Origin of the sequence: Citrobacter sp. Cpo147 (genome assembly GCF_030332405.1) — a bacterium.
GTDB lineage: Bacteria > Pseudomonadota > Gammaproteobacteria > Enterobacterales > Enterobacteriaceae > Citrobacter > Citrobacter portucalensis.
In genome coordinates this window covers 331,712-358,100 of the sequence record NZ_JAOWHX010000033.1, presented here as the reverse complement: position 1 = coordinate 358,100, position 26,389 = coordinate 331,712, and the positions used below count along the sequence as shown (strand labels likewise).

The following is a 26,389-nucleotide window of genomic DNA, read 5'->3' as shown; positions in this document are numbered from 1 at the left end:
CGGAATACCTCGATATGCCGTTCAGCACTTTCTCTGATTTTTTGACAGACGAACTGGAGACGATAAACCATGGGCGGAATAAGCCAGAACCTTAAGGCCGTCATTACCTTTGGCGGAAACCTGGATAATTCATGGAAACGATCTGCAGATGGTCTGCAAAAAAGCCTGAAGGATGTCGGAAAGCAGTCTGAACGACTGACAAAAGACCAGACCAGACTGGCAGCAGAAATCAAACGCGCCAAACTGGCCGGTGAAAGCCTGGGAGATTTGAAGCGCCGCTATACCGATGTTTCCAGGGAAATCCGCAAAACGGAGGCGGAGCAGCAGAAACTGAATGTACAGATGCAAAAAGCACAGCGCATTCAGGCGTTCAAGGGTGCCGGTAAAGGTCTGTTCCGGCGCGGTCTGGGGATTGCTGGCCAGGTGGGCGGGATGTTTGGATCCGGGCTGGCTATTGGCGGTGGCGGTGTAGTGGCTTCAGCACTTGGCACACTGATAGCGCCAGCCGCCACCAATGCTGAAACGGCAACCCGCACTAATGTCGCAAAAAGTTACGGCGTGGACGTGGCCACATTTAATGCCTGGGATTCTCTGGCGAAGCAGTACGACATGAATGCGGAAAACATTGGCGATCTCTTTGAAGAGTATCTGCACAAATCCGGGGAGTATAAGCAGAACGGTAAGCAGGGCTCGCTGCAGGATGCGTTTGAAACGCTCGGTTTCAAAGCGGGGGATTTTGCCGGGCTCAGCGATATGGCGCAGTTCGACAAAATTGTTGAACGGGCGCTCAGCCTTCAGGACGAGTCAAAAGCTTCCTTCGCACTGGATTCCCTTTTTGGCGGGGAAGCGAGCAAACTGCTGATGCTTATCAAGCAGTCTGGCCGGAGCTATCGCGACCTGATGGACGAACAGCGGCGCTACAACATTGTGACCAAAGAGGGAGCTGATGGGGCGGTTGCGGGTAATCAGGCTATCAATAATCTCCGCACTGTTTTCTCTTCTGCGGTCGCAGAAATTTCCGGGCAACTGGGAAATGAACTGGCGCCGGATATCCGTAACCTGACGAATGATCTTGCCGACTGGTTCAAAGGTGGCGGGATCAAGCGCATTGTGACTTTCCTGCGAAATGACCTTTATCCCGGTGTTCTGTCGTTCGGGCAGGGGGTGGTTTTTGTCGGCAAAATTATTTATGCACTGGCTAAAAAGCTGTCCTGGCTGCTTCCGGATGACCGTAATGACCAGCGTGACGTCCTCAAAACGCTTGCGGCAAATGGGGTAGAAAGAGCGCGTTTCAGGGCCAGCCAGAATGGACAGGGGGAATGGTTTGACCAGCAACTGAAAGAGCGTCCGGACCTGCCGCAAAAAGTTAAGCACTCCTGGGAATCCACCCGGGGATTGTTTGGCTTTGATTCTGATGATGAAACATTTAACAAATCGCTTGATAAATATCTGTCACCGGAAGGCGGCGACTCGCTTTTAAACTGGAATGCCGCGCTACAGCAAAACAAGGAGCATGCAGCGCAAACCGTTAAAGAGGCCCCGGAAAGCAGTACCGGAGCCTGGGATAATTACGCGCATGAGCCGGTAACATCTGCCAGTCAGTGGAAAAGAGAACCATCAGGGCTGACGTACAGCCAGGGGGAAGGAGAAAGCGCCTGCGCAGGGGAAAAGTATCCGAATGCTCCCCTTCTTCCCGCCGGGCAGCAGGACAGGAATCTTACTGCAACAGACAGGTCACCTGCTGAGCCGCTGATTCTGAAAGACGAGAGCACGGGCGGTTACTGGGAAAGTCTGCTTCAGAAAATGGATATATTGGATAAGCAGCCGCCATCACGGCAGATAACCGATAACCGCAAATTTGAATACCACTTCGAAATTAATGCTGCACCGGGACAGGATGAGAAAGCCATTGCCGATGAAGTGACCACGGTGACGAAAAACAATTCTGCCTTTAATGGTGATAACAGCCTTCTGGATGGGGGACTTGTCTGGTGAGTGAAATTATCCCGATATTTGAAGATTCCGGTCAGCGCAGTACAGGCGCATTACGGGGTGGGCAGGAAGCCCGCGTGATGATGATGCTGGGGAATTTCGCCTTTTCGATTGATACAGCGGCTTATCATCTGCTCACCCGTGAGGCCAGCTGGCGCTGGAGTGAACAGGAACGCATCGGCAAACAGGACCTTCTTCAGTACACCGGAAAGCCTGGCCGTACCGTCAGGCTTGAAGGGCAGTCTCACGCCTTTTTCCGTAAAGGGGTGGAAGGGGTGAATGATTTATTTGAACTTGCCGAACAGGCGAAACCCCAGCAGCTTGTCAGCGGAGAAGGCGATGTGCTGGGGTGGTGGGTGGTGACCGACTTTTCAGACACGACGAGTAAGTTTTTACCGGGTGGCGGTCACCGAAATAAAAACTGGACGATGACGCTAAAACACTATGCCGACGATCTATCAAACCCGTGACGGAGATGTACTGGATGCAATTTGTGCCGTGCATTACGGTACTGAAAATCTTTCAGACTCGGTGACTCAGGTTCTTGAAGCCAATCAGGGGCTGGCGGAACAGGGGGCTATGTATCCTTCCGGCCTGTATATCACACTGCCGGATCTGGTGACGCCCGTAGCGGAATCGCCATTCAGTTTATGGGATTGATATGGCAGATCAGACAGCGATGCCGGAATATGCGCCGGCCTTCAGCATTCAGGCCGAAGGGAAAGATATCACCCGGGTGCTGCAACAATGCCTGAGTGAACTGACCCTGACGGATTATGGTGGGGCAACAGCGAAAGCCGATGAACTGAAAATCAGCCTCATCTCTGAAACGCTGTCGCTTCCCACTAAAGGTGCCCGGCTTCGGGTTGCTCTGGGATTCAATGATCAGCTGAACGATAAAGGCTGGTTTGTTGTCAGTGGTGTTTCCAGCAGCGGCCCGCCAAGGCGTATTGAGCTTTATGCGACAGCCGCGCCGATGAACGCCCAGAAACAACCCGGAGATGTGACAAGCCAGAAAACCCGGAGCTGGGATAACCTTCGCCTTGCCGATATTGTCAAAACAGTGGCCACCGATAACGGGCTTATTCCCCGCGTGGCCGACGCGTTGAAAGATATTCGTATCAACCATATTGATCAGGTGGCGGAATCAGATGCCAACCTGCTCGCAAGGCTTGCGCGTGACTACAACGCAGTGAGTAAACCATCGGGAGGTTACTGGCTTTTTTTGCAACAGGGAGCCACGGCAACGGCTTCAGGGAAACAGACTGGCGGGATCACCATCACTCCGGATGAAGTATCAAACTGGTCCTACAGTGAAGGTGAGCGGGGGAGTTCGACGGGGAAAGCTACGGGGAGCGGAGGAAAAGCCAAAGAGAAAATCGGTGTGCGTTATTACGACGAGGAGGACGGCACGACAAAGACCTCCTCCGTTGAACATGATGGCCCGGCGATGACCAATCCCTATACCCAGTCGGAGAAAAACACCGCCGAGCAACAGGCAAATTCCAGGAAAACACAGGCGAAGCGTAACGAGCAGAAAATGACGCTCACGGGGCCATGTCGCCCTAAACATGTTCCGTTGACAGCAGAAGCAAGTGTGTCGACTTCCGGTTTTGGCTCCCGTGAGGATCGGGCCTGGGTGGTTGAGTCTTTGGTCTTTTCTCTGACGTCAGCAGGATTCAGCTACACCTACAACCTTGTCGTGGATATTCGTAAACCCGCAGCGGCTTCGAAAAAATCAGAAAAGCAGGACAAAAAAGGCCCGTCCTACTTCGGTTAACCCTCCCGCCATCCGGCGACTCAGCAACGGAATTTAATCATGAACGGTGTAAACAACCGGACCGGAAAACGCCTGTCCGGCGTCGCCCATTTGCGCCAGTCCGTCAGCGACATACTGACTACCCCCATCGGGAGCCGGGTTCTTGTCCGTGACTATGGCAGCGATCTGTTTTCGCTGGTGGATAACCCACGGGATGATTTGACCCGGCTACAAATAATCGCCGCGTCTGCGACCGCACTGGCCCGGTGGGAGACGCGGCTGAAGGTAACACGTGTGCTTGTTTCCTTTCCTGAAGGGGAGTCCGGCTGTGTGCTGGATATCGAGGGGATCAACAAGGAAACCAATTTACCTGTCAGAACGGGAGACATAACGATTTATGGCAAGCAGCTATGACGTGATCAACCTGTCCGAACTGGACGTACCGGATGCCATTGTGGTGCCGGATGCGACTGAAATCTTCACCCGGTGGCTGGCGCGCCTGCGGGAACTTGATAAGCAGTTTGATGCGCTGGTGGAATCCGATCCAACGTTTAAACAGGGGGAGGTGAATGCCTACCAGCTGACACTTGCGTTTCAGCGGGTTAATGATGCCGTGCGGGCGGTATTTCTCGCGAGTGCAAAAGAGGCAGACCTTGACCAGATAGGTGCTGCATTCAACGTTAAACGTCAGGTTATTAAGCCCGGCGATCCGCTTGCCATCCCGCCAGTGGAGCCTGAACTGGAAGACGATGCGGCATTTCGTGAACGTATCCAGCTTTCATGGGCGCAGCTGAATACAGCAGGCGCGCGTAACGCATACCGCTTTCATGCGAAGTCTGCCGATACGGATGTGCTGGATGCAGATGCCTATGGGCCGGAAACCCATAACCGGCCCGGCTACGTTGATGTCTATGTCCTGTCCCGTACCGGGGATGGGACAGCGGGACAGCCCCTGCTTGATAAGGTTAACAGCACACTGAATGCGGATGAAATCCGCCCGTTAACGGACTATGTGACGGTAAAAAGTGCCACGATTGCAAACTATGCCGTTACGGCGGAGCTGGAGATCCCGGAAGGACCTGACGCCAGTACGGTGCTGAATAATGCCATCGATGTTTTACGGTCATACACCATGCTTTCCCATCGGATTAAAACTGTCATCCCGCTGTCCGCCATTTATGCCGCGCTGCAGCAATCCGGTGTGGTACGGGTAAGGCTGATTTCTCCGGTGACAGATCTGGAAGCGGAAGCGGGTAAAGCCCCGTGGTGTACCGCCATTAATGTCACCCGCAGGGAGGTAAGCAGCAATGACGGCTAAGTTTCGATCTCTGCTTCCTCCAGGCGCATTTCATGAAGAGCGGGCGCAGGAGCAGGCCAGCGCTGAGCAAATCGCCACCCTCGATACTAACAAGGTGCGCAAGTCCAAAAATCCTGACACCTGTCCGGCGCATCTTCTCCCCTGGCTGGCCTGGGAGCATGCCGTTGATTTCTGGGATGACGGCTGGACAGAGGCGCAGAAGCGACAGGTGATAAAAGATGCCGCTTATGTTCATCAGCACAGGGGAACGGCCGGGGCGGTACGCCGTTCTCTCGGGTCTGTGAACCTGCCCACGACCGTGGTTGAGTGGTGGGAAGACACGCCGCGCGCTGAACCTTACACCTTCCGGATCGAAGTACAGAGCAGTGAGGGGGTCAGCGACGCTCTCTATCATCAGATCCGCCAGCTCACCGATCGGGCCAAGAACCTGCGCAGCTATCTGAGCAGAATCGATGTGATGACGAATGTGGGTATGGACGGGGCTTTTTATATTTCGGGTGCGACAACAGCGCATATCGATGTGGACATTTTTGCCGGGGAATCTCATGGCTGATTACTACTCAATTATCACTAACCGGGGTAAAGAACTGGAAGCGGAGGCGCTGGCCAGTGGTCGCCTGATTGTACTGACTCACTTTGTGGTGGGGGACAGTAATGGCAAGCAGGTTAAACCCGATCCGTCGCAAATCCGGTTGATCAATGAAACTTACCGGGGAGATATCGCTGAGCTGGTGGTGTCACCGGAGCAGTCCACGCAGTTAATGGCAAAAATCGTTCTGCCGACCGGGGTTGGTGGATTCACCGTTCGCGAAGTCGGTTTAATGACTGACGCCGGAGAGCTTTACGCGGTGGCAAACTGCCCATCGATCGATAAGCCGGTTGGTGGTGTCAGCGTTAACATGCAGTTTCGCCTGGCGGTATCAGATACCTCAAATATCACGCTGAATGTTGCTACAGGTGACGGCTTATTCCTGCGCATTGACCAGAACCTGAAAGAGATAAAAGCGCGGGGCGCGGAAGCACAAAAAACGTCGCGTGAATCCATTGGTGTCCTCGATGGCACGACACAACAAAGAGGGCTGGTTCAACTTAACAGCGCGTTGAACAGCACCAGTGAAACGCAGGCTGCCACCCCTGCGGCAGTTAAGATCGTAATGGATAATGCGAATGCGCGACTGGCGAAAGACCGGAACGGCGCTGATATACCGAATGTCGCATTATTTCTACAAAACCTTGGTTTGGTAGAAACGATAAATCGCGCGGCTGGATCACTGCAAAAAGACCAGAACGGCGCGGATGTTCCACAACCTGATTGGTTCGTGCGAAATATCGGTGCTGCGAGGGCTTTCAGTGGAGGAATAAGCATTGGTGGAGGCGGCAACTGGACGACTGCGGAGTTTATTGTCTGGCTTGAAAATCAGGGGGCATTTAATCATCCATACTGGATGTGCAAAGGTTCATGGTCTTACGGTGATAACCGAACTATCACGGATACAGGATGCGGAAATATCCAGTTGGCTGGGGCTGTAGTCGAGGTGATGGGCAACCGTGGCGCGATGACCATTCGTGTTACTACAGCCTCGACGGGGGGAGGAACACTCAGTGCTCAGTTTACTTACATCAATCATGGTGATGACTATTCACCAGGCTGGCGCAGAGATTTGAAACGCTCAGGCGACACAATGCTCGGTGAACTGAAAATCCATGGAGCTAATGCCCTGAGGATATTTGATGAACAACGAGGCCTGATTTTCCGGCGTTCGGAAGAGAGCCTGCATCTTATCCCCACGCTGGAAAATCAGGGGGAGAATGGCGATATCGGCCCACTGCGCCCACTCAGTATTAATCTGAGAACGGGTGAGGTTATGATGGAACATAAATTACTCGCCAGCGGTGGTGCTCAGATTAGCAGCTCACTGGGTATTGGGGTTGATAATGTCCTGGGCGAGAATTCAATTGTTTTGGGTGACGCTGATACCGGTTTAAAACAGAACGGCGACGGTGTACTTGATAGTTATTCCAATGGTCGTCAGGTGATGAGAATTGTTCCTGATGCCGTGCAGGTATTTGGTTGGACTGGCAGTTGGATAGACTTGCGCAGGCAGCCTTGTTTTACCAACGTTACACCTGTGGACAATGACGGCGCGTCGGCAATTGTCAGACAGGAACATCATGACAGACACTTCATAATTGGCGGGCTGGGTAATAATCAGTTCGGCATTTACATGATTAATAAGTCCCGCACAGCAAATGGAAGTGATGGGCAGGCCTTCATGAATACTGACGCGGATTGGGTATGCGGCAATCGGGTTTTGCCAGGCAACTACGAAAACTTTGATGCTCGTTATCAGCCAAAAGATAATTACGCAACTCAAGCGTGGGTATCGCAAAACTTTGTCCAAAATATCCGACAATCAGGCGTGGCTTATATTGACGCAGAGAAAAACTCAGGTCAGCGCCTGGTGCCAGCCGGAGGTGTGCTAATTGGCTCTCAGGTCAATGGGGAATGGGACAACAACGAGGGGTTTTATTACACCTGGATTCAGCAAAATATCAACGGTAACTGGCTCACAATTGGACGGGTATAAATAATGCGGTTTTTTAAAAGATTTACTCGCTATCATCCTGTGGAAGGTGAACAGGCTGAATTAGTAGAAAAGCACAACGTAATGTTTTTGCGGTCAGAAGATGGAACAGACTGGTATGAAGCACAGAAGAAATTTGCCACAGATACAATGAAACTTGTCATTGATGACGAGGGAATTATACGCTCTTTTTCCCGTGACATAACGACGCTTTGGCCAGTCGACAAAAGTGTTGCAGAGGTGGAGTACACCGCGTCATTCGATGACGTTTGGATCGATGGCGGCTGGCAGTATCGGGACGGGAAAGTATCTCCTCGTGTTTATACGCAATCAGAGTTAATAGAGCAGGCCGAAAGAAAAAAATCCAGCCTGCTTGCAGAGGCTATGGCGGCAATTGCTCCGCTTGAACGGGCGGTGAAGCTGGATATTGCTACCAGTGACGAAATCGCCTCGCTCGAAGTCTGGGAGCGCTACAGCGTAATGGTGAATCGTGTAGATACTTCAAAACCTGAATGGCCTACGACACCGAATATTCAGGCCACTTAACATCTGGTGCTGTAGTTAAATCAAGGCGGCGTAGCGCGGTACGATAAGCCCGTAGCGCCGCCAGTTCTGCTTCTTCCTCGACTGAGATATCACCGTCTTTTTGTGCGTCCTCCAGCCAGTTAATACGCGCTGTAACCTCCTCCATACGGTTGTCACGCTCCGCCTCAGCAACCGCCAGATGATTACGAATTTGCTGCAATTTACCGTCTTTATAAAACCAGTCATCACCCAGCGTGACACGCAAATTAGCTTTTGTTGCAGGAAGCTCAGCGACACTCAGATTAACCGGGAAGAATGCATGAATATTTGTCGAGAACGTTCTTACCGCGCCATCATCGTCATAGCCGATTTTCAGCGTCTTTGACTCATCAAAAAACTCAATTACGTCATACCAGTCATTGCCTTTATCATCCTGTAAAAACAGAACGTTCTGACCATCGATAATTTTTGGTCTGTCGGTGGTATCAGGTGTATAGGGGGTGAATTTACCGAAACTCTGCATTTTTATTCCCTTTTAGTTAATTACATACCAGGTGTTATTCACCTGTTTTCGTGTATAACGAACGATGAAATTACCGACGTTACTGCTCCCACCAACCATATTAAAGTTGTACATGGCTGCACCATCCGTTCCTCGCGGATAGCCCCGCCCATCCCAGAATCCAACTTCAGCAGGTGCCGTCAGGTCGATATTCTGGACAAAGTTCTGTAGCACCCATGCCTGTGTTGCAACTTCAACTCCACTAACTTTTAACGGCACCGCGCTTTCAACGGAGCCGGGGAGAAAACGGAAAACATGGGCGCTGTTGGCATAAACATCCAGAATGCCGTCACCGTTCTGTTTAAAACCAGTGTCGTTGTCGCCCAAAACAATTGAGTTACCGCCGAGAGCGTTAGTTGTTCCGATAAGATAAGTGGAAAAACGTCTGACCGACCAGGCTTAAAAAAGGTGCTCAAAACATTATCAGAAGGTGACACGCTGGTGGTCTGGAAGCTGGATCGACTCGGTCGTAGTATGCGGCATCTTGTCGTGTTGGTCGAAGAAATGAGGGAACGCGGCATAAACTTCCGTAGCCTGACCGACAGTATAGATACCTCCACACCGATGGGACGCTTTTTCTTTCATGTCATGGGAGCGCTTGCGGAGATGGAGAGAGAGCTTATTGTTGAGCGAACACGGGCTGGTTTAGCAGCTGCGCGCGAAGATGGTCGGATCGGCGGCAGACGACCAAAGTTAACTGCTGAAGAGTGGGCTCAGGCTGGAAGGTTGATTGCTGCTGGAGAGTCACGAAAACGTGTGGCTATAATTTATGATGTAGGGGTGTCAACGCTATACAAAAAATTTCCTGCGCGGTGTTGAGAAGACGCCACCGCGTCGTCGTATGCAAGAACGGGCGGCGGCGGACTGGCGAACGTTCGATAGTGCGAGTATTGAATGATTGCCAGTCACGGCGGATTGTACTTAAGCAATATCAAGGTTCAAGGCGTTTAATCTGAAACCATCCACATATCAGCTTCTTCAAACATTTCCTAAACAGTACGGCTAATCTGTTCCTTCTCGTGCTTGCTGGTGTCAGTGTTGATCGCCGGCAGTGTCATCATCGGTTTTACCCAAGTACCAGTATCGGGAAAAGGCGCGGTTTCACACTTATTTCCCTTAGAATTACATCCTTTACATTAGACCTATGAATACAAGATGAAGTGCCACTTATTTGGCTAAAATGCAAACACAAATCTAACTTGGATGTGGTTTTGCGTTATTTTATAACGTTCTTTTCTAATAAAAAACATAAAGATATATTTGTTTTAGCCGATAATCTGTTTTAACTGTATGTATTTGATTCACGACAGATAGTAGAATGTATGTTGTTACATAGGGTCAGGCATATAAAGAGGTCGGTGTGAAGAATAACCACAATTTAAAACGAATTAAGCCTTATGTGATATCAATCACGTTTTCATTTTTTATTTTTTTCTCATTGTCTGAGATTTCAATGTATTATATATACAAGGAGAGGATTGCATCATATACAGAACGAGTTTTGAATAGAAGTGTTAGTCTCATTCAACAGATTGATAAAATAAATGATAGTTATGAAATATTTAATGCTTATAGTCCTTGTAGTGAACTACAACTTCATGCTCTAAGAGTGGCCTTATGGCCCTATGCTCTTATAAAAGATATATCATTTATTTCAAATGGTGCAGTCATATGTAGTGCTTTATGGGGAGTGTTGCCAGCACCATTGCTTCTCAATATCTATGATAGAAAAGTTGAAAAGGACAATGTAACTTGGTTTTTTGGTGTGTTACTGGGAAATAATGTAAAAGCTGATTTGCTAAGCAATCAAAAATTAGCCATAACGATTTCACCATTTGCATTTAATATATTTGTTACAGACCATGAAGAGAAGGAGTTTTCTGCAATTGTAGGTGACAGAGATCATTCGCTTCATTTGTTCAAACTTGGTGAGCAGGTCGATCTTCTTGAAGAGGCTCAGCATGATAAATCCTACCAACTAGGACTTATTACCACGCAAAGCTGTAATAAAAATAATAATATCTGTGTCATGGGGGGAGTTAAATTTCCGTGGATGAGTTTCGATAGTTGGTTAACGATGTTGTTGATTTCCTTTACATCTATTGTAACTGGTGTTCTTCTGGGTGGTTTTTATAATCAAAGAGTTGCACGTAAGCAATCATTAGTTTCAAGATTAAAAAATGCGATAAGAAGCGAATCATTATATCTTGTGTATCAACCTATTTATAAAATAAAAACCGGAAAAATTATTGGTGTGGAAGCACTAATTAGATGGGATGATCATGATATTGGTAGCATTCCTCCTGATATTTTTATCCCTATTGCAGAGAAGCATGGTTTAATCCAGGGAATAAGTGATTTTGTATTTCGAATGGTAGTAAAGCAAACCATGTCTCTTTCTGAGGAATTTGATATTTTTATAAGCATTAATGTTAGTTCTCAAGACCTTCTGTCGGAATCATTTCAAGAAAAAGTGTTTCAGATGATTGATGAATCAAATATAAAACCAGGTATGATAATGATGGAGTTAACAGAAAGGCAGAGCGCGGAAATAAATTCCCTCCAAAAGGTTATTTCTTTATTTAATAATAAAGGTATATCAATAGCTATTGATGATTTCGGGACTGGTCATTCAAATTTAAACTGGCTATCAAATTTACAAATAGATGAAATTAAAATTGATAAGTCAATTACAGATTCTATCGATGAATGCTCTATAAATAATAATGTATTGTCAGGGTTGGTGGAGATTTTTAAAGATATAACTCACAAAGTCGTTTTCGAAGGTGTAGAAACATCAACTCAGGTGAAATATTTAACTGAAATGTTCCCTGAGTGCGGTGTCCAAGGGTGGTATTACTCAAAGCCACTATCTATAGATAAATTGACAAAATTAGTCGAGGATGCCAATTTGCCTTAACATTTAACACTTTATTTTCATTGTTTTCGCATTCTATATAACACGTGTAACCGCGAGATATATAAATTTAACTGCAGAAGGATTTTGATCTCTTGCCGCATTCAATCTGCGAGTTGGTTCAAAATTGTATGTAATGTCATGTTCGGCTTCATCAGAGAGCTGGCCGAGTTAGGCTTCACGCGTCATTGACTGGGAATATCTTCCACACAGTCTCACCTCTAGGTTGTACTTTGAACTATAGGTTTTAGCTCAGAAAGTGTTGGTATATTAAGTATGGATAAACGCGTAACTAGTTGAATTTTATGAAGTGGAAATATTGTGGATATACCAGCAAGAAAAGTTAAGTTATTGAAAATATTACCAATGAAATCGGTCTCGAAAACCGGAGTAGGGGCAACTCTACCGGGGGTTCAAATCCCCCTCTCTCCGCCACTATTCAAGCACTTGCACGCCTCGCTTTCAACGACAGTTCTCATGGATGTTTTTTTCTTTGAGTATCCTCACAAGTTTATCGTTGTAATGCCCGTGTGATAAAAAAATACGTTTCGTATAAATAAAAAGCCCGCTTCATATGAAGCGGGCTTGCTTGTTTTTGCGTCAATTAGAACTGGTAGACTAAACCAACCGCAACGATGTCGTCAGTTGCGATACCATTGCTTTCATAGAAGCTGTCGTCTTCGTCCAGCAGGTTGATTTTATAATCGACATAGGTGGACATGTTTTTGTTGAAATAGTACGTCATGCCCACATCAACATATTTTACCAGGTCTTTGTCGACATAACGCCAGTTACCACGACTGACTTCCTGACCACCTAAATCGCTACCTTTAGATTGCAGGTAAGCGATGGAAGGGCGCAGGCCAAAGTCGAACTGGTACTGAGCAACGGCTTCAAAGTTTTGCGTTTTGTTAGCGATACCGCCGCTAGCCTCACCGTTACCACCGCCATAGTAAGTCATATTGCGGGTTTCTGAATACATGGCTGCCAGGTAAACGTTGTTCGCATCATATTTAGCACCAACGGTCCAGGCTTCAGCTGTTTCACCGCCCGCATAGTTGTTACGTTGGTTCATTCCGTCCTGGTAACCACGCGCAACCTGTTCATCAGTACGGTCAGATGCGGAGTATGCCGCACCCAGGCTTAAACCAAAGTCGAAGTCATAGGAGGTAGACATACCGAAACCGTCACCGTTTTCTTTCGCCAGTTTACGGTTTTGGCTATTACCGGAACCCTCCTGGCCACTCCATGTACCTTCACCTTCATTATTACCCTGATACTGCAGTGCAAAGTTCAGGCCATCAACCAGACCGAAGAAGCCGTTATTACGGTAGGTGGCCACGCCGTTGGTACGACCGGTCATATACACGTCGGTCTGGGTGTAGGTATCACCGCCAAATTCCGGCAGCATATCGGTCCAGGCTTCTACGTCGTAGACCACGCCATAGTTACGACCGTAGTCGAAGGTACCGTTCTGGCCAAAACCTAAGCCGGCGAAGCCTAGACGAGTCCAGGAATCGCCTTTGTCACCTTCGGTGCCGTTGGCCTGAATGTTATATTCCCACTGACCGTAACCGGTCAGCATCTCGTTGATCTGTGTTTCACCCTTGAAACCTACACGCGCATAGGTCTGATCGCCATCGTCGCCAGGGTTATCAGAGAAATAACGCAGACCATCGACTTTACCGTACAGATCCAGTTTATTGCCGTTCTTATTATAGATTTCAGCCGCATTTGCTGCGCCTGCAGCTAATAAAGCAGGGAGAAGCAGTGCCAGTACTTTTCTTTTCATTATGTATTCCCTTTGCATGATAATTAAAATGAATATGTAGTACTATCCGAGTGACTACATTTGGATACTATCTATGAAGTTCATTTAATTTAAAATATAACATGTAACAAATGTATTTAAAATATTTCCAAATGTTTCTTAAGTGCCTTTTTATAACTTTGAATGCATGTGCATTACATTGTTATTTGCAAAATAAATCATTTTTAATCAATGCATTATGTATTGTGCGTTATTTATTTTTGGAGTGTATTTTATTTGTCATGAGAATTTGTTTTTGTTATTCATATAATATATTTGTCGATATTGGGATTTTGGGTTTTATAAATTCATGAGGGTTTTGTTTTCGGTGTGATAATAAAAAATAATTATGTGATGGGGCAGGCAGTGGTTTGCAATGAAAATTGTTGCTAAGGTGATTTTCTTTCTACAAAGGGAGATAGCATGAAACTGCACGACTGGCAGTCGCGATTTGAAGCCTGGTTAGCTGATAACCATTCCGGACAAGATGCTGCGCATGACATCTTTCACTTTCGACGTGTGTGGATGACGACGCAAAAGCTGAGTACAGCTGCCACCGTGGACTGGCTGGTGGTGCTGACCGCATGCTACTTCCACGATCTCGTCAGCCTGCCGAAGAACCATCCTGAGCGTCATCGTTCGTCGGTACTGGCAGCTCTGGAAACACGTCGCGTTTTGATGCGCGATTTTCCGGATTTTCCACGACAGCGGTTATCGGCAGTGTGTCATGCCATTGAGGCACACAGTTTTAGCGCCAAAATCGCGCCAGAAACCCTTGAAGCCAAAATCGTGCAGGATGCTGACCGGCTTGAGGCGCTGGGTGCAATTGGTTTAGCGCGCGTATTTGCCGTTTCAGGGGCGTTGGGGGGTTCGCTGTTTAATGCGGAAGATCCGTTTGCCCGCAAGCGTAGCCTTGACGATAAACAGTACGCGCTCGATCACTTCCAGACCAAATTATTGACGTTGCCGTTGACGATGCAAACCGAACGAGGGCGGCATTTGGCACAACATAATGCGGATTTTTTACTGACGTATATGGCGAAGCTGAGTGCGGAGTTAAAAGGAGAATACGAAATGCTGGATCTTGACGCGATTCAACCCTTTAAAGCGCGCTAGTCGCCAGTTCGGCTGAAACGTCAATCGCGCTAATTTATGTTAATCTGTCGGTTATCCATTTCTGCCGGTTAAATGTATGCAGGATAATTTTTCAGTAGCAGGCTCCATGAACCCGATGACAGATGAAAACGAGACCGACGTGCAGGTGATGTTGGCCAAGTTGCTTGAAATATATGACGTGAAAACGCTGGTTGCTCATCTGAATGGCGTTGGCGAGAACCGCTGGAGCCCGGCCATCTTTAAGCGAGTGGTTGCTAATGAAACATGGCATCGCCTCAGCGACCGCGAGCTCATTCATCTGAATACTTTGTTGCCGAAACCACCTGCGCATCATCCGCACTATGCCTTTCGCTTTATCGATCTTTTTGCTGGCATTGGCGGTATTCGTCGCGGCTTTGAAGCGATTGGCGGGCAGTGCGTGTTTACCAGTGAGTGGAACAAGCATGCTGTGCGCACCTATAAAGCGAACAACTACTGCGATCCGCTCCAACACCGCTTTAATGAAGATATTCGTGATATCACACTCAGCCATCATGACGGGGTGAGTGACCAGCAGGCGGCAGAACATATTTGCCAGCATGTTCCTGAACACGACGTGCTGTTGGCCGGATTCCCTTGCCAGCCATTTTCTCTGGCTGGTGTATCAAAGAAAAACGCGTTAGGGCGGGCCCATGGTTTCGCCTGTGATACGCAAGGCACGCTATTTTTTGACGTGGTGCGCATTATCGATGCGCGTCGGCCAGCCATATTTGTGCTCGAAAACGTCAAAAACCTGAAGAGTCACGATCAGGGCAAAACGTTTCGCATCATTATGCAAACGCTGGACGAGCTGGGTTATGACGTGGCGGATGCGGCGGATAACGGTCCGGACGATCCGAAAATTATCGATGGGCAACATTTTTTGCCTCAGCATCGCGAACGTATCGTGCTTGTCGGCTTCCGACGCGATCTAAATCTGAAATCAGACTTCACGCTGCGGGATATCGTCACGCGTTATCCGCCGCGGCGTACCACGCTGGCGGAACTGCTTGAGCCGACCGTCGATGCGAAATATGTGCTGACGTCGGTGCTGTGGAAATACCTCTATCGCTATGCGAAAAAGCATCAGGCGCGGGGCAATGGATTTGGCTATGGCATGGTGTATCCCGGTAACCCTGATAGCGTAACGCGCACATTATCTGCGCGTTATTATAAGGATGGGGCGGAGATCCTGATTGACCGTGGCTGGGATATGGCGCTGGGTGAAAAAGATTTTGACGATCCGCAGAATCAGCGACACCGCCCACGCAGACTTACGCCCAGAGAGTGCGCGCGTCTGATGGGGTTTGAATCTCCGCAGGGCTATCAGTTCAGGATCCCCGTGTCGGATACCCAGGCTTATCGCCAGTTTGGTAATTCGGTGGTCGTTCCGGCATTTGCGGCGGTGGCCAGGCTGCTGGAGCCGAAAATCAGGCAGGCAGTTGCTATTCGCGAGAAAGAGAATCAGCGTGGCAGACGTTCACGATAAAGCAACACGCAGTAAAAATATGCGGGCGATAGCTACCCGCGATACCGCAATTGAAAAACGCCTTGCCAGCGTGCTGACAGAGCAGGGGGTAACTTTTCGCGTGCAGGATGGGACGTTACCCGGTCGCCCCGATTTTGTGGTGGATGATTATCATTGTGTGATTTTTACTCACGGCTGTTTCTGGCACCACCACGATTGCTATTTGTTTAAAGTCCCCGCGACACGAACGGAATTCTGGCTGGAAAAAATAGGCAAAAATGTCCAGCGCGATGCGCGGGATTGTGAAAAGTTGCAGGTTCTGGGCTGGCGCGTACTGATTGTCTGGGAGTGTGCCCTGCGTGGTCGCGAAAAGCTGGACGATGAAGCGTTATCTGAACGTGTCATCGAGTGGATCTGCGGCGGTGGTGACACCGCGCAGATCGACACTCTCGGTATTCATTTACTGTAACGTTTTTTCCGACGGGGTAGCAACGGCATCCGCTTTAACAGGGAACAGGTATTTCCCCAACGTCACCAGCACCACAGCAAACACGATCACGCCGAGTGCCAGCCATTCGATAGGAGCCAGTCTTTCTCCCCCCAGACCGGTACCTAACAGCACGGCAACAACCGGATTGACGTAGGCATAGCTGGTGGCTAGCGCCGGGCTGACATTGCGGATCAGGAACATATACGCATTAATGGCAATAATGGAACCAAACAGGGCCAGGTAAGCCACCGCCATAAAGCCTGAAAATGTTGGCATGGTGGTCAGTTTTTCCCCGGAGAGTAGCGATGCACACATCAGCACTATACCGGCGGCTAACATTTCAATGGCTCCGGCCATCATGCCAACGGGTAGGGTAATGCGTGAACCGTACACCGAGCCAAACGCCCAGCTTATCGAACCGATCAGGATTAAAATAGCGCCCCACGGATTGCCACTTAAATTGCCTCCGCTGTTTAGCATGATGATCCCTGCTAGCCCAATCGCTATCCCCAACCATTCCAGCTTGCGCGTTTTGATGCCAAAAAAGTGGCTAAAACACAGCGTAAATAGCGGGACGGTGGCGACCACCACGGCGGCAATACCAGAAGGGACATTTTGATGTTCTGCGACGGTGACCAGCCCATTACCCACAGCCAGCAGCAGGATACCAATTAGCGCGGCGTTCAGGATTAGGCGTAAGGGGGGCAGCTTATGCCCACGAATAAGTAAGAAACTTGTTAATAAAATTCCCGCGGAGAGAAAACGTACGGCTGCCATCATTAACGGTGGCCAGCTTTCAACGCCAATGCGAATAACGAAGTACGTGGAACCCCAAATGATGTACAGCGCGAATAGCGCACTGAAAAGCGGTAACAATTGCCTGAAACGCATAATCCCTCACGGTGAAAATAAAAAGGTGCAACATAGTAAACGTCAAAACTATCTTACTGGCGAGACTTATAATTACGTGTTGATGTTAAAAACTTGTTGACCAGAAAGGTCAGTTTCAGCATGGCGTGTTTTACTTCATACTTATGACTGCAAAAAAATAATATTGAGGGTGAAAATTTTGGCAGGAAGTAGCTTACTGACCTTACTCGATGATATCGCCACGCTGCTGGATGATATTTCAGTGATGGGAAAACTGGCCGCGAAAAAAACCGCGGGCGTGCTGGGGGATGATCTGTCGCTTAATGCGCAGCAGGTGTCGGGTGTGCGGGCGAACCGCGAACTCCCGGTAGTCTGGAGCGTGGCGAAAGGATCGTTTGTTAACAAAGTTATTCTGGTGCCGTTGGCGCTATTGATAAGCGCATTTATCCCCTGGGCGATCACCCCCTTATTAATGGTAGGCGGGGCGTTTCTCTGTTTTGAAGGGGTGGAAAAGGTTCTGCATACCCTGGAGGCGCGTAAGCACAAAGAAAGCCCGGAAGAGCGTCAGCAGCGTCTGACTGCTCTGGCCGCACAGGATCCACTCACCTTTGAGAAAGATAAAATCAAAGGGGCAATACGTACCGACTTCATTTTGTCTGCCGAGATTGTCGCGATTACGCTGGGTATTGTCGCGGACGCACCCTTGCTGAATCAGGTGTTGGTACTATCTGGTATCGCGTTAGTGGTGACCGTGGGCGTGTATGGCCTGGTTGGGATTATCGTTAAGCTTGATGACATCGGGTACTGGTTGGCAGAAAAGCGTAGCCTGCTTGCCCAGTCGCTAGGCAAAGGGTTGCTGGTGGTTGCCCCCTGGCTTATGAAAACACTTTCTGTGGTCGGCACACTGGCGATGTTTTTAGTGGGAGGCGGCATTGTGGTACACGGAATATCGCCGCTGCATCATGCGATTGAACATTTTGCTCAGCAGCAAAGTACATTGATTTCGCTAATGCTTCCGACCCTGCTTAACCTGGTGCTCGGCTTTATCATCGGTGGGATTGTCGTTCTGCTGGTAAAAGCTGTCGCCAGAGTGCGCGGAGTTTCGCACTAATTGTTACAGGACTGATTACGCAAAACGCCTCTTTGTCATCTAAGGTGTAAAGGTTTCTCTTGATACAGGAGGCGGGTATGGTCTTTTCTGTCAGTGAGGAAGTCACCTCCAAAGAGGGTGGCCCACGTATGATCGTTACCGGGTATGCCAGCGGAATGGTGGAGTGTCGCTGGTACGACGGCTTTGGTGTTAAACGGGAAGCATTCCGTGAAGATGAACTGGTGGTGCCTGGCGAGCGAAGACAGCTCTCCCAGGATGCCTGAACATTAGGCTCGACCGTAACCTGGTGATCTCTCACCCATTAGTTATATTTATCATTCCGGTGAGAATTATTTACTTGTCAGGCAAAAAAATTGCAGATAAGGTTTGGTTCACATCAGATTTTCTGGTGTAACGAATTTACAAGTGCTTCTTGCATAAGCAAGCTTGATCCCGACCCGATAAGGGCCGGGATTTTTTTCGCCCTCAGTCAGCGATTGATCTCCGACACGCTAAAGTCATGGATATCAAGCTCGAACGCATCGGCCAGTTCATGCCATGTATGGTAATCACGCCCGTCAACGCTGACGCGCTCCGGGTCATCCTGGCTACGATGAATTTCACTCTCGCAGATTTCGTTGATTGCCTTTAGCAGCGCGTCGACATCGACGCTGACTTCACGTTTGGCCGTATCGCTGTACTCTTTCGCGGTTTTCATCCTCATACCTCTCAACCGTTAAGGATACCGGGGGAGCGTACCCAAACATCAGATACGCACAACTTAAGTATAGACCGTCGATAAAACCCGCAATCGCGCGTGCACAGCGCTGCCAGAAAAAGGAATTTGTTCTACACTGGCACAAAGCCACAGGAGGAAAACTATGAAGGTGAATGATCGGGTCACAGTCAAAACGGACGGCGGTCCTCGTCGACCGGGCGTGGTACTGGCAATCGAAGAGTTTAGTGAAGGCACCATGTACCTGGTTTCGCTGGAAGACTACCCGCTCGGTATCTGGTTCTTTAATGAATCAGGTCATCAGGATGGTATCTTTGTGGAAAAAGTGGAGTGACATGAGTTCTGCTGTTTGATTCTGACTGGTGGAGTCGCCACCAGTCAGAACGTCTTAGCGCATATTCACAAAGATACCATTGGTGACGTTATCCGTAAGCCTCACAACGTGATAGATAACTTGCTTATTATGCGTTTTAATCTTTCGTTTTATATTCCCCTTATGGGATGACACCGTCTTGGCTTTGATATTCATTTGATCTGATATCTGTATTGTTCCCTGACCCTCCATCCACATACGCAGCATGCTGGATTCGGTTCGACTTAATGATAATGTCGGCAGATTCACATCAATAGCAATATCTACTTCCTTTTTCAGAATATCGCCAAGTAGTTTATCCAGTGAGTCAGGTTTAATCGATTTAGAACTAATCAATAAATTTTTTCTGACGAGTAGATATTCATCAAAATGCACGTTGGCAATTGCCATAAACACAATAAATAATGTGCTGGGATGCTGATTAATGATTTGCTTTATTTGCTGGCTATTAGCAGGATCGTGGATAAAGCAGTCCTCATTAATAAACACCACTGCGGGTTGTTGAGAGACACAGGCGAGACTGAGTTCATCAACGTTGGAAATGTTGTTGATTTCCCTTTTTTTCACTCCCCGACTTACCAGATATCCGGTTAACCCTAGTCGGGTGTAACTGCATAAATCCATAATAATCGTTGACATGGCATACCCTCACTCAATGCGTAACGATAATTCCCCTTACCTGATTATTTCATCACAACTAAACGGAATAATAACGACCCAAGATGACGCTTTCGCTGTTTTTCAGGCGAATTTACTATCCCGTAAAGTTGCGTATAATTTGCCAGGAAACATCTTAAAGTAAAGTGAATGTTGCGTTATGTGAGTGAGGCAAAAACAAATAAGCCGCGACAGAGATATCCTGGTGGATGTTGTCACTTTTTAAATTTAGGACAATCCTTAGTAAAACAGGATAAAAAATAAGGGTTATTATTTTCCAGGCATTTCGCTGACGATATCGGCCAGTAAATTAAAAATTTCACTGAATAATCGTTCGCAGAATGGCGCAATTAATGGCATTAATGCCGCCATTAGTGAAATACCTACGGTCAGAGTGAGAGGAAAGCCGATGACGAAAACCGACAGCTGTGGCGCCATGCGATTTAACAAACCAAGTGCGAGGTTCAGCGTGAGCAGCAGCGTCATTACCGGCAGGGCCAGCATTAGCCCATTGAGGAAAATCAGGCTGCCCGCCCGTGCCAGCGCGAGAAACGCATTGCTGTTCACCGGATTGCCGCCGATGGGCAGAGTATGAAAAGTATCTACCAGCAGCGATATCAGCCATAAATGGCCGTTAAAGGTCAGGAACAGCAGCATGGCGAGCATGTCGATCAGTCGAGCCAGTACCGGCATATTCAGACGGCTACCGGGATCGAAGAACGTCGCGAAGGAAAGGCCCATTTGCAGGCCAATTAATTCCCCGGCGGTACGTACTGCGGCAAACGCAAACTGCATGGTGAAGCCTAAAGCGATACCGATCAGGATTTGTTGCATTGCCTGCCAAAGCGCGCCAACAGAAAAGATGGGGACGTCAACGGCGGGAATCGATGGGGCGATAACGACGGTAATCATCAATCCCAGCCCCAGCTTTACCCGTTTAGGGATGGCTCGTTCACTGAGGATGGGGGCCGTTGAGATGAGCGCCAGTATGCGCAGCAAAGGCCAAAAGTATAAATTCAGCCAGTGGAGCCACTCAACGCTGGACACCTGCAACATAACGTTGTCTACCCTATGATATAGGGGATATTGCTGAACAGCGTACGCACGTAGTCGAGCAGCAGGTTAAGCATCCACGGGCCAGCAACAATGATGGCAATAAACACCGCGACAATTTTGGGGATGAAGGACAGCGTCATTTCGTTAATCTGGGTCGCCGCCTGCAGAATACTGATGATAAGACCTGTGACCAGAGCGACCAACAGCAAAGGCGCAGCAAGGGCCAGGGCGACTTTCATCGCCTCTGTGCCCATCATCATGACCGATTCAGGAGTCATTTCGCGCCTTTAACTGTAAAAGCTTTGTGCCAGCGAGCCGACAAGCAGCTGCCAACCGTCTACCAACACAAACAGCATCAGCTTGAACGGCAACGCGATTGTGGCGGGCGGTACCATCATCATCCCGAGCGCCATCAGCACGCTGGCAATCACCAGGTCGATAATCAGAAACGGAATAAAAATGGTAAAGCCTATCTGGAATGCTGTTTTCAACTCACTGGTGACATAAGCAGGCAGCAAAATTCGCATCGGCACGGCTTCTGGTCCCTGTAACGGACCGCTGTTTGCTAAGCGCGCGAAGAGTGCCAGATCGGCTTCACGGGTCTGGCGCAACATAAACTCACGCAGCGGCTGGGCGCCTTTCTCCATTGCTTCCTGCATGGAGATCTTCTCTTCGCTGAACGGTTGGTATGCGTCAACGTAGATTTTATCGATCACCGGCGACATGATGAAAAAGGTCAAAAAGAGCGCCAGGCCCAGGAGCACCTGGTTAGGCGGTGCAGAGGGGGTACCCAGCGCATTTCGCAGTAGACCGAAAACGATGATGATGCGGGTGAAGCTGGTCATCATCAGTAAAATTGCAGGCAGGAACGTCAGCGAGGTGATGAACACCAGCGTCTGCACGGGCAACGTCCAGTTTTGTCCGCCGCCCGGCAACGGCTGACTGACCAGACCCGGGAGTTGGGCGAGGGCAACGGGGCTGAAAAGCCACAAGCCTGCCAGCGTAAGGGATAACAAACGGCGCATCAGGATCTCCCAGGACGCTTCAGCAAACTCTTCATCATGGCCTGGAAATCCGCAGGGGAGGCCGTTTTTTCTTCTGCATCGGCAGGTGCCGGGGGCAGGGTGTGCAGGACGTTAATCTGCGAGGCTGTGACGCCAAGTACCAGACGGGCATCTTCGACCTCGACAATCACCACGCGCTCACGTGGACCCAGTGAGGTGCTGGCCGTAACTTTCAACCCGCGCGTACCGGCACTTTTGGGGGCAAACCCCAGACGTTTAATGACCCAGGCCGCCGCCAGGATCAAGACGATGATCCCGAGCAGCGCGCCGCTTACCTGCACCAGCGGTGAGCCGGGAACGGCGGCGGGTTGAGAAACGGTAGCCTGGGTATTCATGATTAACGGCTCAGACGGCGCATACGTTCAGACGGGGTGATAATGTCAGTGATACGCACACCGTATTTATCCGCAACTACGACGACTTCGCCCTGCGCAATCAGATAACCGTTGATCAGAATATCCAGCGGTTCGCCTGCCAGACCATCCAGTGCGACAACCGAACCCTGCGTCAGACGCAGCAGCTCTTTGATGGTCATGCGGGTACGGCCCAGTTCGACGGTCAGCTTGACCGGAATGTCCATGATCAGGTCGATGTCCTGCAAAGCACCGCTGACGTCGCCGCCACCTAACTGCTGGAATACCGCATCGGCCGCACTTTTGGTGGGCGTGGTTTTTTGCTCGTTTAACGCGTCAGCCCACAGATCGTCCAATGCGCCAGTGTTCTCATCGGACGGATTATTCATATCACTCATTTGGGCTGTTCCTCATTCAGCGAATTCAAAATCGGGTTTATCAGATGTTCTACGCGTAACGCATACTGACCGTTTACGGTGCCATACTGGCTGGTCAGCACAGGCACGCCGTCCACATGAGCAATAATGCGGTCGGGTTTTTCAATCGGCAGTACATCGCCGGGTTTCAGTTTTAAAATCTGGGATAGCCGCAGCGGAATGTCGGCAAAGTTTGCCACCAGCTCCAGCTCAGAATGCTGAACCTGACGCACCAGATTATTGCGCCAGTTCTGATCTTCATTACGTGAGTTTTCCAGCGGCGGATTCACCAGCAGCTCACGCAGTGGTTCAATCATGCTGAATGGCAGACAGATGTTAAATTCACCGGTCAGGTTGCCAATTTCAACGTGGAACGGGGTATTCACCACGATGTCGTTCGGAGAGGTGGTGATATTGGTAAATTTCACCTGCATCTCGGAACGAACGTATTCCACTTCCAGTGGGTTGATGGCCTTCCACGCGTCGCTATAGCTTTCCAGCGCCAGCTTCAGCATGCGGTTGATAACGCGCTGTTCCGTGTGTGTAAATTCGCGACCTTCGACTTTCGTCGGGAAACGACCGTCACCGCCAAACAGGTTGTCTACGGCGATAAATACCAGACTCGGTGAGAACACCACCAGACCCGTACCGCGCAGCGGCTTCAGGTGGATTAAGTTCAGGTTGGTCGGAACCGGTAAGTTGCGCGCAAATTCATGGTATGGCTGGATACGGATCGCACCCACGGTAATATCCGGGCTACGGCGCAACAGGTTAAATAACCCCATACGGAACTGGCGCGCAAAGCGTTCGTTAATGATCTCCAACGCCTGTAAACGCTCACGTACCACGCGACGCTGAGTGTTGGGATCATAAGGACGAATATCGCTTTCTTTTGCGATACCTGAAATGGGTTCGTCTTTGGTTTCGCTATCGCCGTTGAGCAATGCGTCGATTTCAGCCTGAGAAAGAATACTGTCGCCCATGTCTTTACCGCAGAATAAAAGCTGTATAAAGAACGTCGGTGACAACCTGTTTCGGCTGTCCAACAACGAGCGGAGTCGCCAGCGTCTCTTTGATGGCGGTAATCAGCTGTTGCTTACCTTCCTCGGTGGCGAGTGTGGCTGCATTCTGACGAGAGAACAGCAGCAGCAAGCGGCTGCGCACTTCCGGCAGATATTCATTAAGACGTGAACGTGTCGCCTCATCTTTCATGCGCAACGTGATACCGATATACAGCACACGGTCTGCATCACCCAGATTGACGGTAAAGGTATCCAGCGCAAAGAACACCGGGGCTGGCGGTGGAGGCGGTTCCGCTTTGACGCTGGCGGACGGCTGCTGCTGCATGCGCCAGTAGCTATAACCCGCAGTTGCGCAGGCGGCGAGGGTAATTAATACCAGCAGAGGGATCCAAATAGCGCGTTTACTTTTTTTGTTAATCGCGGAGTCAGTCATCAGATACGGGCTTCCTGTTTCGGTACAGCTTATGGGCTGATTATCCCGTGTCCTGTCCACGACAAAGCGTGGAAAAGACGCGGATAATCATGCTACCTCTGGCGTTAGGCGAAGATGTCTACTGCGCCATCGCCGCGGGCAGCGGCTTGCAGTGAGGCTGGGGTTGCCAGTATTGCGTCATCTTCAGCAGCAAAAATGTCTTGTCCCTGAGCGCGACCCGCCTGCTGTTGCTGCCCGGAAGACTGCTGTTGTCCGGCGAAGCTTTCACTGCTGATGTTGCTTTGCCCCAGTTGGATCCCGCTTTCAGCCAACTGCGTACGCAGCATCGGTAATGCGGCTTCCAGTGCGGCGCGCACGTGACTGTGCGGTGAAACCATTTGCAACTGTGCGAGGTTGTCGTCCATCTTGAGGGAAATATGTACCTGACCCAGGTCCTGCGGATGCAGACGCAGCTCTGCGCTTTGCTGGCCCTGGCGCGTGAACAATGTGACGTGCTGGCTCAGCGATTGCTGCCATTCATGGCTACCTAACGGAGCGCTTAACACCGGCGCGGCCGTCGGTAACGGTTGTGCGTGTGTTTGCGGACCACTTAGCGGGGCCGCAGTCATGCCAATGCTGGTTGGTGACGGGGTGCTGTCGATTTCAGCTCTGGCGTTCGCCGCCGCCGTCAGCGGGGTTAATGTTGGATTGTTTACTTGATTTGCACCACCGCCAGCAACCGTGACATCCGCTTTGCCTTTTTTGGCATCACCCGCCAGCAATTCGCCAGCGTTATCGGCGATAGCACCGTGTGCAGCGCCACGTGACAACGCCGAAAGCGTGGCATCAACTGGGGCTGGTGCGCTGTCGACGGCAGGCGTAGCCAGCGGTTGTCCTGGCAGCATGGCGAACAACGCGCTCAGATTGGCGAGATCGTCATCACTCAGCGTGGTGTTTTTTTCGTCCTGCTGAGCAACTTTGCCCAGTGTCGTCAGGGCATTAGCTTTTAGTGAAGGCGTGAGGGCAGACAACAGTTGCTGAGCGTCCGTCATGTCGGCAAGAGAAGCCTCGGTTTGTAGCTCCTGTTGCGCCAGCAGATCGGTTAATTTGACCGACTGTGTGGCATCGCCATTTTTTTGCAGTAACCCTTTTTGCAGCTTACTGCTGGCCGCCTGTAAGTCGGCAAGCGACAGCGGAGCGTCTTTACCCTGCGCGTCGCCCGCACCTAATGCGCCAGCCAGCAGCGCTAAAAAATCCTCGGGTGAATCTACCGCTTTGCCTGACTGAAGACCTGCGGCTACGTCGGTGTCGGTGGTAATCAGTTGGGGTAAAGTAATCATTCGGGTTTCCTCATAGCTGCGCGCTGAGCAAATTCATCCATTTTTTTCTGATCCAGACGGTTTTCGGCCAGTAACGCCGCCGAGGTTTGTCTGTCCTGCAACGTCTGCCACGCCTGTAATCGTTGTTTTTTGTCGCGCCAACTGTTCAAAGCCATGTCCACTTTTTGCGTCCACTGATTGAGCTGTTGGCGGTGTTGCTCAATCGCTTTTTCCAGCGTCTGAATGAATTGCTGGTAGTTAATCCAGCGATTGCTGGTAATACCCTGGCCCATATCGGTATTCAGATTGTTGCGATACTCATGCTGATAATCGATCAGCATTTTTAATTGTTCTTCTGCCTGCTGACAGCCACGACGCATCTCTCCTAATAAGACAGCGGCGTCATCTACCTCTTTTTCAGCCAGGTCTTTCAGTGTTGCTAACGCACCATGTTGTGCCAT

At 49.7% G+C, this 26,389-nt stretch carries 29 protein-coding genes, 1 tRNA gene and 4 pseudogenes; 18 read left to right on the top strand and 16 right to left on the bottom strand.

From position 1 onward, the window contains the following. Window positions 1-69 precede the first annotated feature (69 nt). The 9 genes from OGY06_RS13810 to OGY06_RS13770 are packed head-to-tail and all read left to right on the top strand — an operon-like array spanning window position 70 to window position 8,200. Window positions 70-1,995, top strand: coding sequence for a hypothetical protein (locus OGY06_RS13810; RefSeq protein ID WP_286605514.1), 1,926 nt, complete (start codon window positions 70-72; stop codon window positions 1,993-1,995). A 5-nt stretch (window positions 1,996-2,000) separates the two neighbouring features. Beyond that, complete coding sequence (locus OGY06_RS13805; protein WP_502872899.1) at window positions 2,001-2,462, top strand: phage tail protein; 462 nt, start codon at window positions 2,001-2,003, stop codon at window positions 2,460-2,462. After that, window positions 2,437-2,652, top strand: a complete 216-nt coding sequence (locus OGY06_RS13800; RefSeq protein WP_110248547.1) for a tail protein X — start codon at window positions 2,437-2,439, stop codon at window positions 2,650-2,652. Before OGY06_RS13805 ends, OGY06_RS13800 begins: the two co-directional genes overlap by 26 nt. A gap of 1 nt (window position 2,653) precedes the next feature. Next, entirely contained in the window at window positions 2,654-3,772 is a 1,119-nt protein-coding gene (locus tag OGY06_RS13795) for a contractile injection system protein, VgrG/Pvc8 family (protein ID WP_286605510.1), read from the top strand. A 39-nt stretch (window positions 3,773-3,811) separates the two neighbouring features. Continuing rightward, window positions 3,812-4,165 (top strand): GPW/gp25 family protein, encoded by a 354-nt coding sequence (locus OGY06_RS13790; RefSeq protein WP_032943848.1) that lies wholly within the window; start codon window positions 3,812-3,814, stop codon window positions 4,163-4,165. Beyond that, on the top strand, window positions 4,149-5,069 hold the full coding sequence (locus OGY06_RS13785) for a baseplate assembly protein (RefSeq protein WP_032943847.1): 921 nt from the start codon (window positions 4,149-4,151) through the stop codon (window positions 5,067-5,069). Before OGY06_RS13790 ends, OGY06_RS13785 begins: the two co-directional genes overlap by 17 nt. Beyond that, window positions 5,059-5,622, top strand: a complete 564-nt coding sequence (locus OGY06_RS13780) for a phage tail protein I (protein ID WP_286605507.1) — start codon at window positions 5,059-5,061, stop codon at window positions 5,620-5,622. Before OGY06_RS13785 ends, OGY06_RS13780 begins: the two co-directional genes overlap by 11 nt. Continuing rightward, window positions 5,615-7,657, top strand: coding sequence for a phage tail protein (locus OGY06_RS23320; RefSeq protein ID WP_286605506.1), 2,043 nt, complete (start codon window positions 5,615-5,617; stop codon window positions 7,655-7,657). Before OGY06_RS13780 ends, OGY06_RS23320 begins: the two co-directional genes overlap by 8 nt. A 3-nt stretch (window positions 7,658-7,660) precedes the next feature. Then, a complete protein-coding gene (locus OGY06_RS13770) occupies window positions 7,661-8,200 on the top strand; it encodes a tail fiber assembly protein (protein WP_286605504.1) in 540 nt (179 codons plus the stop codon). Here the strand turns inward: OGY06_RS13770 and OGY06_RS13765 are convergent. After that, entirely contained in the window at window positions 8,172-8,702 is a 531-nt protein-coding gene (locus OGY06_RS13765) for a tail fiber assembly protein (protein ID WP_286605502.1), read from the bottom strand. The genes OGY06_RS13770 and OGY06_RS13765 overlap by 29 nt on opposite strands. 12 nt (window positions 8,703-8,714) lie before the next feature. Further along, window positions 8,715-9,107, bottom strand: a pseudogene (locus OGY06_RS13760) (phage tail protein); the annotation flags it as partial. Here OGY06_RS13760 and OGY06_RS13755 point away from each other — a divergent pair. Further along, window positions 9,105-9,560: pseudogene (locus tag OGY06_RS13755) on the top strand (recombinase family protein); the annotation flags it as partial. The pseudogenes OGY06_RS13760 and OGY06_RS13755 overlap by 3 nt on opposite strands. Before the next feature lie 170 nt (window positions 9,561-9,730). Here the strand turns inward: OGY06_RS13755 and OGY06_RS13750 are convergent. Continuing rightward, window positions 9,731-9,832: pseudogene (locus OGY06_RS13750) on the bottom strand (DinI family protein); the annotation flags it as partial. 269 nt (window positions 9,833-10,101) lie between these two features. Here OGY06_RS13750 and OGY06_RS13745 point away from each other — a divergent pair. Both OGY06_RS13745 and OGY06_RS13740 read left to right on the top strand, forming a co-directional pair. Next, entirely contained in the window at window positions 10,102-11,661 is a 1,560-nt protein-coding gene (locus tag OGY06_RS13745; protein ID WP_286605498.1) for an EAL domain-containing protein, read from the top strand. 309 nt (window positions 11,662-11,970) lie between these two features. Beyond that, window positions 11,971-12,093: transfer RNA gene (locus OGY06_RS13740), tRNA-OTHER, on the top strand. A gap of 169 nt (window positions 12,094-12,262) precedes the next feature. On the opposite strand, the gene ompC is transcribed toward OGY06_RS13740, so the two are convergent. After that, a complete protein-coding gene (gene ompC / locus OGY06_RS13735; protein ID WP_206159612.1) occupies window positions 12,263-13,450 on the bottom strand; it encodes a porin OmpC in 1,188 nt (395 codons plus the stop codon). 441 nt (window positions 13,451-13,891) lie between these two features. On the opposite strand from ompC, the gene OGY06_RS13730 reads away from it, so the two are divergent. The 3 genes from OGY06_RS13730 to OGY06_RS13720 all read left to right on the top strand — a co-directional run bounded on the left by OGY06_RS13730 (window position 13,892) and on the right by OGY06_RS13720 (window position 16,539). Continuing rightward, window positions 13,892-14,584, top strand: a complete 693-nt coding sequence (locus OGY06_RS13730) for a phosphohydrolase (protein WP_218667338.1) — start codon at window positions 13,892-13,894, stop codon at window positions 14,582-14,584. Between the two features lie 76 nt (window positions 14,585-14,660). Continuing rightward, complete coding sequence (locus OGY06_RS13725; RefSeq protein WP_479922176.1) at window positions 14,661-16,091, top strand: DNA cytosine methyltransferase; 1,431 nt, start codon at window positions 14,661-14,663, stop codon at window positions 16,089-16,091. Beyond that, window positions 16,072-16,539, top strand: coding sequence for a very short patch repair endonuclease (locus tag OGY06_RS13720; protein ID WP_003834064.1), 468 nt, complete (start codon window positions 16,072-16,074; stop codon window positions 16,537-16,539). Before OGY06_RS13725 ends, OGY06_RS13720 begins: the two co-directional genes overlap by 20 nt. Here OGY06_RS13720 and yedA read toward each other — a convergent pair. Continuing rightward, window positions 16,531-17,451, bottom strand: coding sequence for a drug/metabolite exporter YedA (gene yedA, locus OGY06_RS13715; RefSeq protein WP_003834062.1), 921 nt, complete (start codon window positions 17,449-17,451; stop codon window positions 16,531-16,533). The genes OGY06_RS13720 and yedA overlap by 9 nt on opposite strands. Before the next feature lie 178 nt (window positions 17,452-17,629). Here yedA and OGY06_RS13710 point away from each other — a divergent pair, with 178 nt between their 5' ends. Then, entirely contained in the window at window positions 17,630-18,541 is a 912-nt protein-coding gene (locus OGY06_RS13710; protein ID WP_003834061.1) for a DUF808 domain-containing protein, read from the top strand. 77 nt (window positions 18,542-18,618) lie between these two features. After that, window positions 18,619-18,804, top strand: coding sequence for a YodC family protein (locus OGY06_RS13705; protein WP_003834060.1), 186 nt, complete (start codon window positions 18,619-18,621; stop codon window positions 18,802-18,804). A 206-nt stretch (window positions 18,805-19,010) separates the two neighbouring features. Here the strand turns inward: OGY06_RS13705 and yodD are convergent, their stop codons facing one another. Next, window positions 19,011-19,238, bottom strand: a complete 228-nt coding sequence (yodD, locus tag OGY06_RS13700; RefSeq protein ID WP_003030417.1) for a YodD family peroxide/acid resistance protein — start codon at window positions 19,236-19,238, stop codon at window positions 19,011-19,013. A gap of 163 nt (window positions 19,239-19,401) precedes the next feature. On the opposite strand from yodD, the gene dsrB reads away from it, so the two are divergent. Beyond that, entirely contained in the window at window positions 19,402-19,590 is a 189-nt protein-coding gene (gene dsrB, locus OGY06_RS13695) for a protein DsrB (RefSeq protein WP_003030419.1), read from the top strand. 54 nt (window positions 19,591-19,644) lie between these two features. Here the strand turns inward: dsrB and rcsA are convergent, their stop codons facing one another. The 10 genes and pseudogenes from rcsA to fliJ all read right to left on the bottom strand — a co-directional run bounded on the left by rcsA (window position 19,645) and on the right by fliJ (window position 26,389). Beyond that, window positions 19,645-20,268, bottom strand: a complete 624-nt coding sequence (gene rcsA, locus OGY06_RS13690) for a transcriptional regulator RcsA (protein ID WP_003030421.1) — start codon at window positions 20,266-20,268, stop codon at window positions 19,645-19,647. A 233-nt stretch (window positions 20,269-20,501) separates the two neighbouring features. Next, window positions 20,502-21,342: pseudogene (fliR, locus tag OGY06_RS13685) on the bottom strand (flagellar biosynthetic protein FliR). Window positions 21,343-21,350: 8 nt separating this feature from the next. Beyond that, entirely contained in the window at window positions 21,351-21,620 is a 270-nt protein-coding gene (fliQ, locus tag OGY06_RS13680; protein WP_003030425.1) for a flagellar biosynthesis protein FliQ, read from the bottom strand. Window positions 21,621-21,629: 9 nt separating this feature from the next. Beyond that, window positions 21,630-22,367: a flagellar type III secretion system pore protein FliP gene (fliP, locus tag OGY06_RS13675; RefSeq protein WP_003834056.1), complete on the bottom strand. Its 738-nt coding sequence runs from the start codon at window positions 22,365-22,367 to the stop codon at window positions 21,630-21,632. Then, window positions 22,367-22,744, bottom strand: a complete 378-nt coding sequence (gene fliO / locus OGY06_RS13670) for a flagellar biosynthetic protein FliO (RefSeq protein WP_103014243.1) — start codon at window positions 22,742-22,744, stop codon at window positions 22,367-22,369. Before fliO ends, fliP begins: the two co-directional genes overlap by 1 nt. Next, a complete protein-coding gene (gene fliN, locus OGY06_RS13665) occupies window positions 22,744-23,157 on the bottom strand; it encodes a flagellar motor switch protein FliN (RefSeq protein WP_003030433.1) in 414 nt (137 codons plus the stop codon). The genes fliO and fliN overlap by 1 nt, the downstream gene beginning before the upstream one ends. Continuing rightward, complete coding sequence (fliM, locus tag OGY06_RS13660; protein ID WP_003030434.1) at window positions 23,154-24,158, bottom strand: flagellar motor switch protein FliM; 1,005 nt, start codon at window positions 24,156-24,158, stop codon at window positions 23,154-23,156. The genes fliN and fliM overlap by 4 nt, the downstream gene beginning before the upstream one ends. 4 nt (window positions 24,159-24,162) lie before the next feature. Then, on the bottom strand, window positions 24,163-24,630 hold the full coding sequence (gene fliL, locus OGY06_RS13655; RefSeq protein ID WP_003834054.1) for a flagellar basal body-associated protein FliL: 468 nt from the start codon (window positions 24,628-24,630) through the stop codon (window positions 24,163-24,165). Window positions 24,631-24,734: 104 nt separating this feature from the next. Beyond that, window positions 24,735-25,949, bottom strand: coding sequence for a flagellar hook length control protein FliK (gene fliK / locus OGY06_RS13650; RefSeq protein WP_286605494.1), 1,215 nt, complete (start codon window positions 25,947-25,949; stop codon window positions 24,735-24,737). Further along, on the bottom strand, window positions 25,946-26,389 hold the full coding sequence (gene fliJ / locus OGY06_RS13645; RefSeq protein ID WP_003834052.1) for a flagellar export protein FliJ: 444 nt from the start codon (window positions 26,387-26,389) through the stop codon (window positions 25,946-25,948). The genes fliK and fliJ overlap by 4 nt, the downstream gene beginning before the upstream one ends.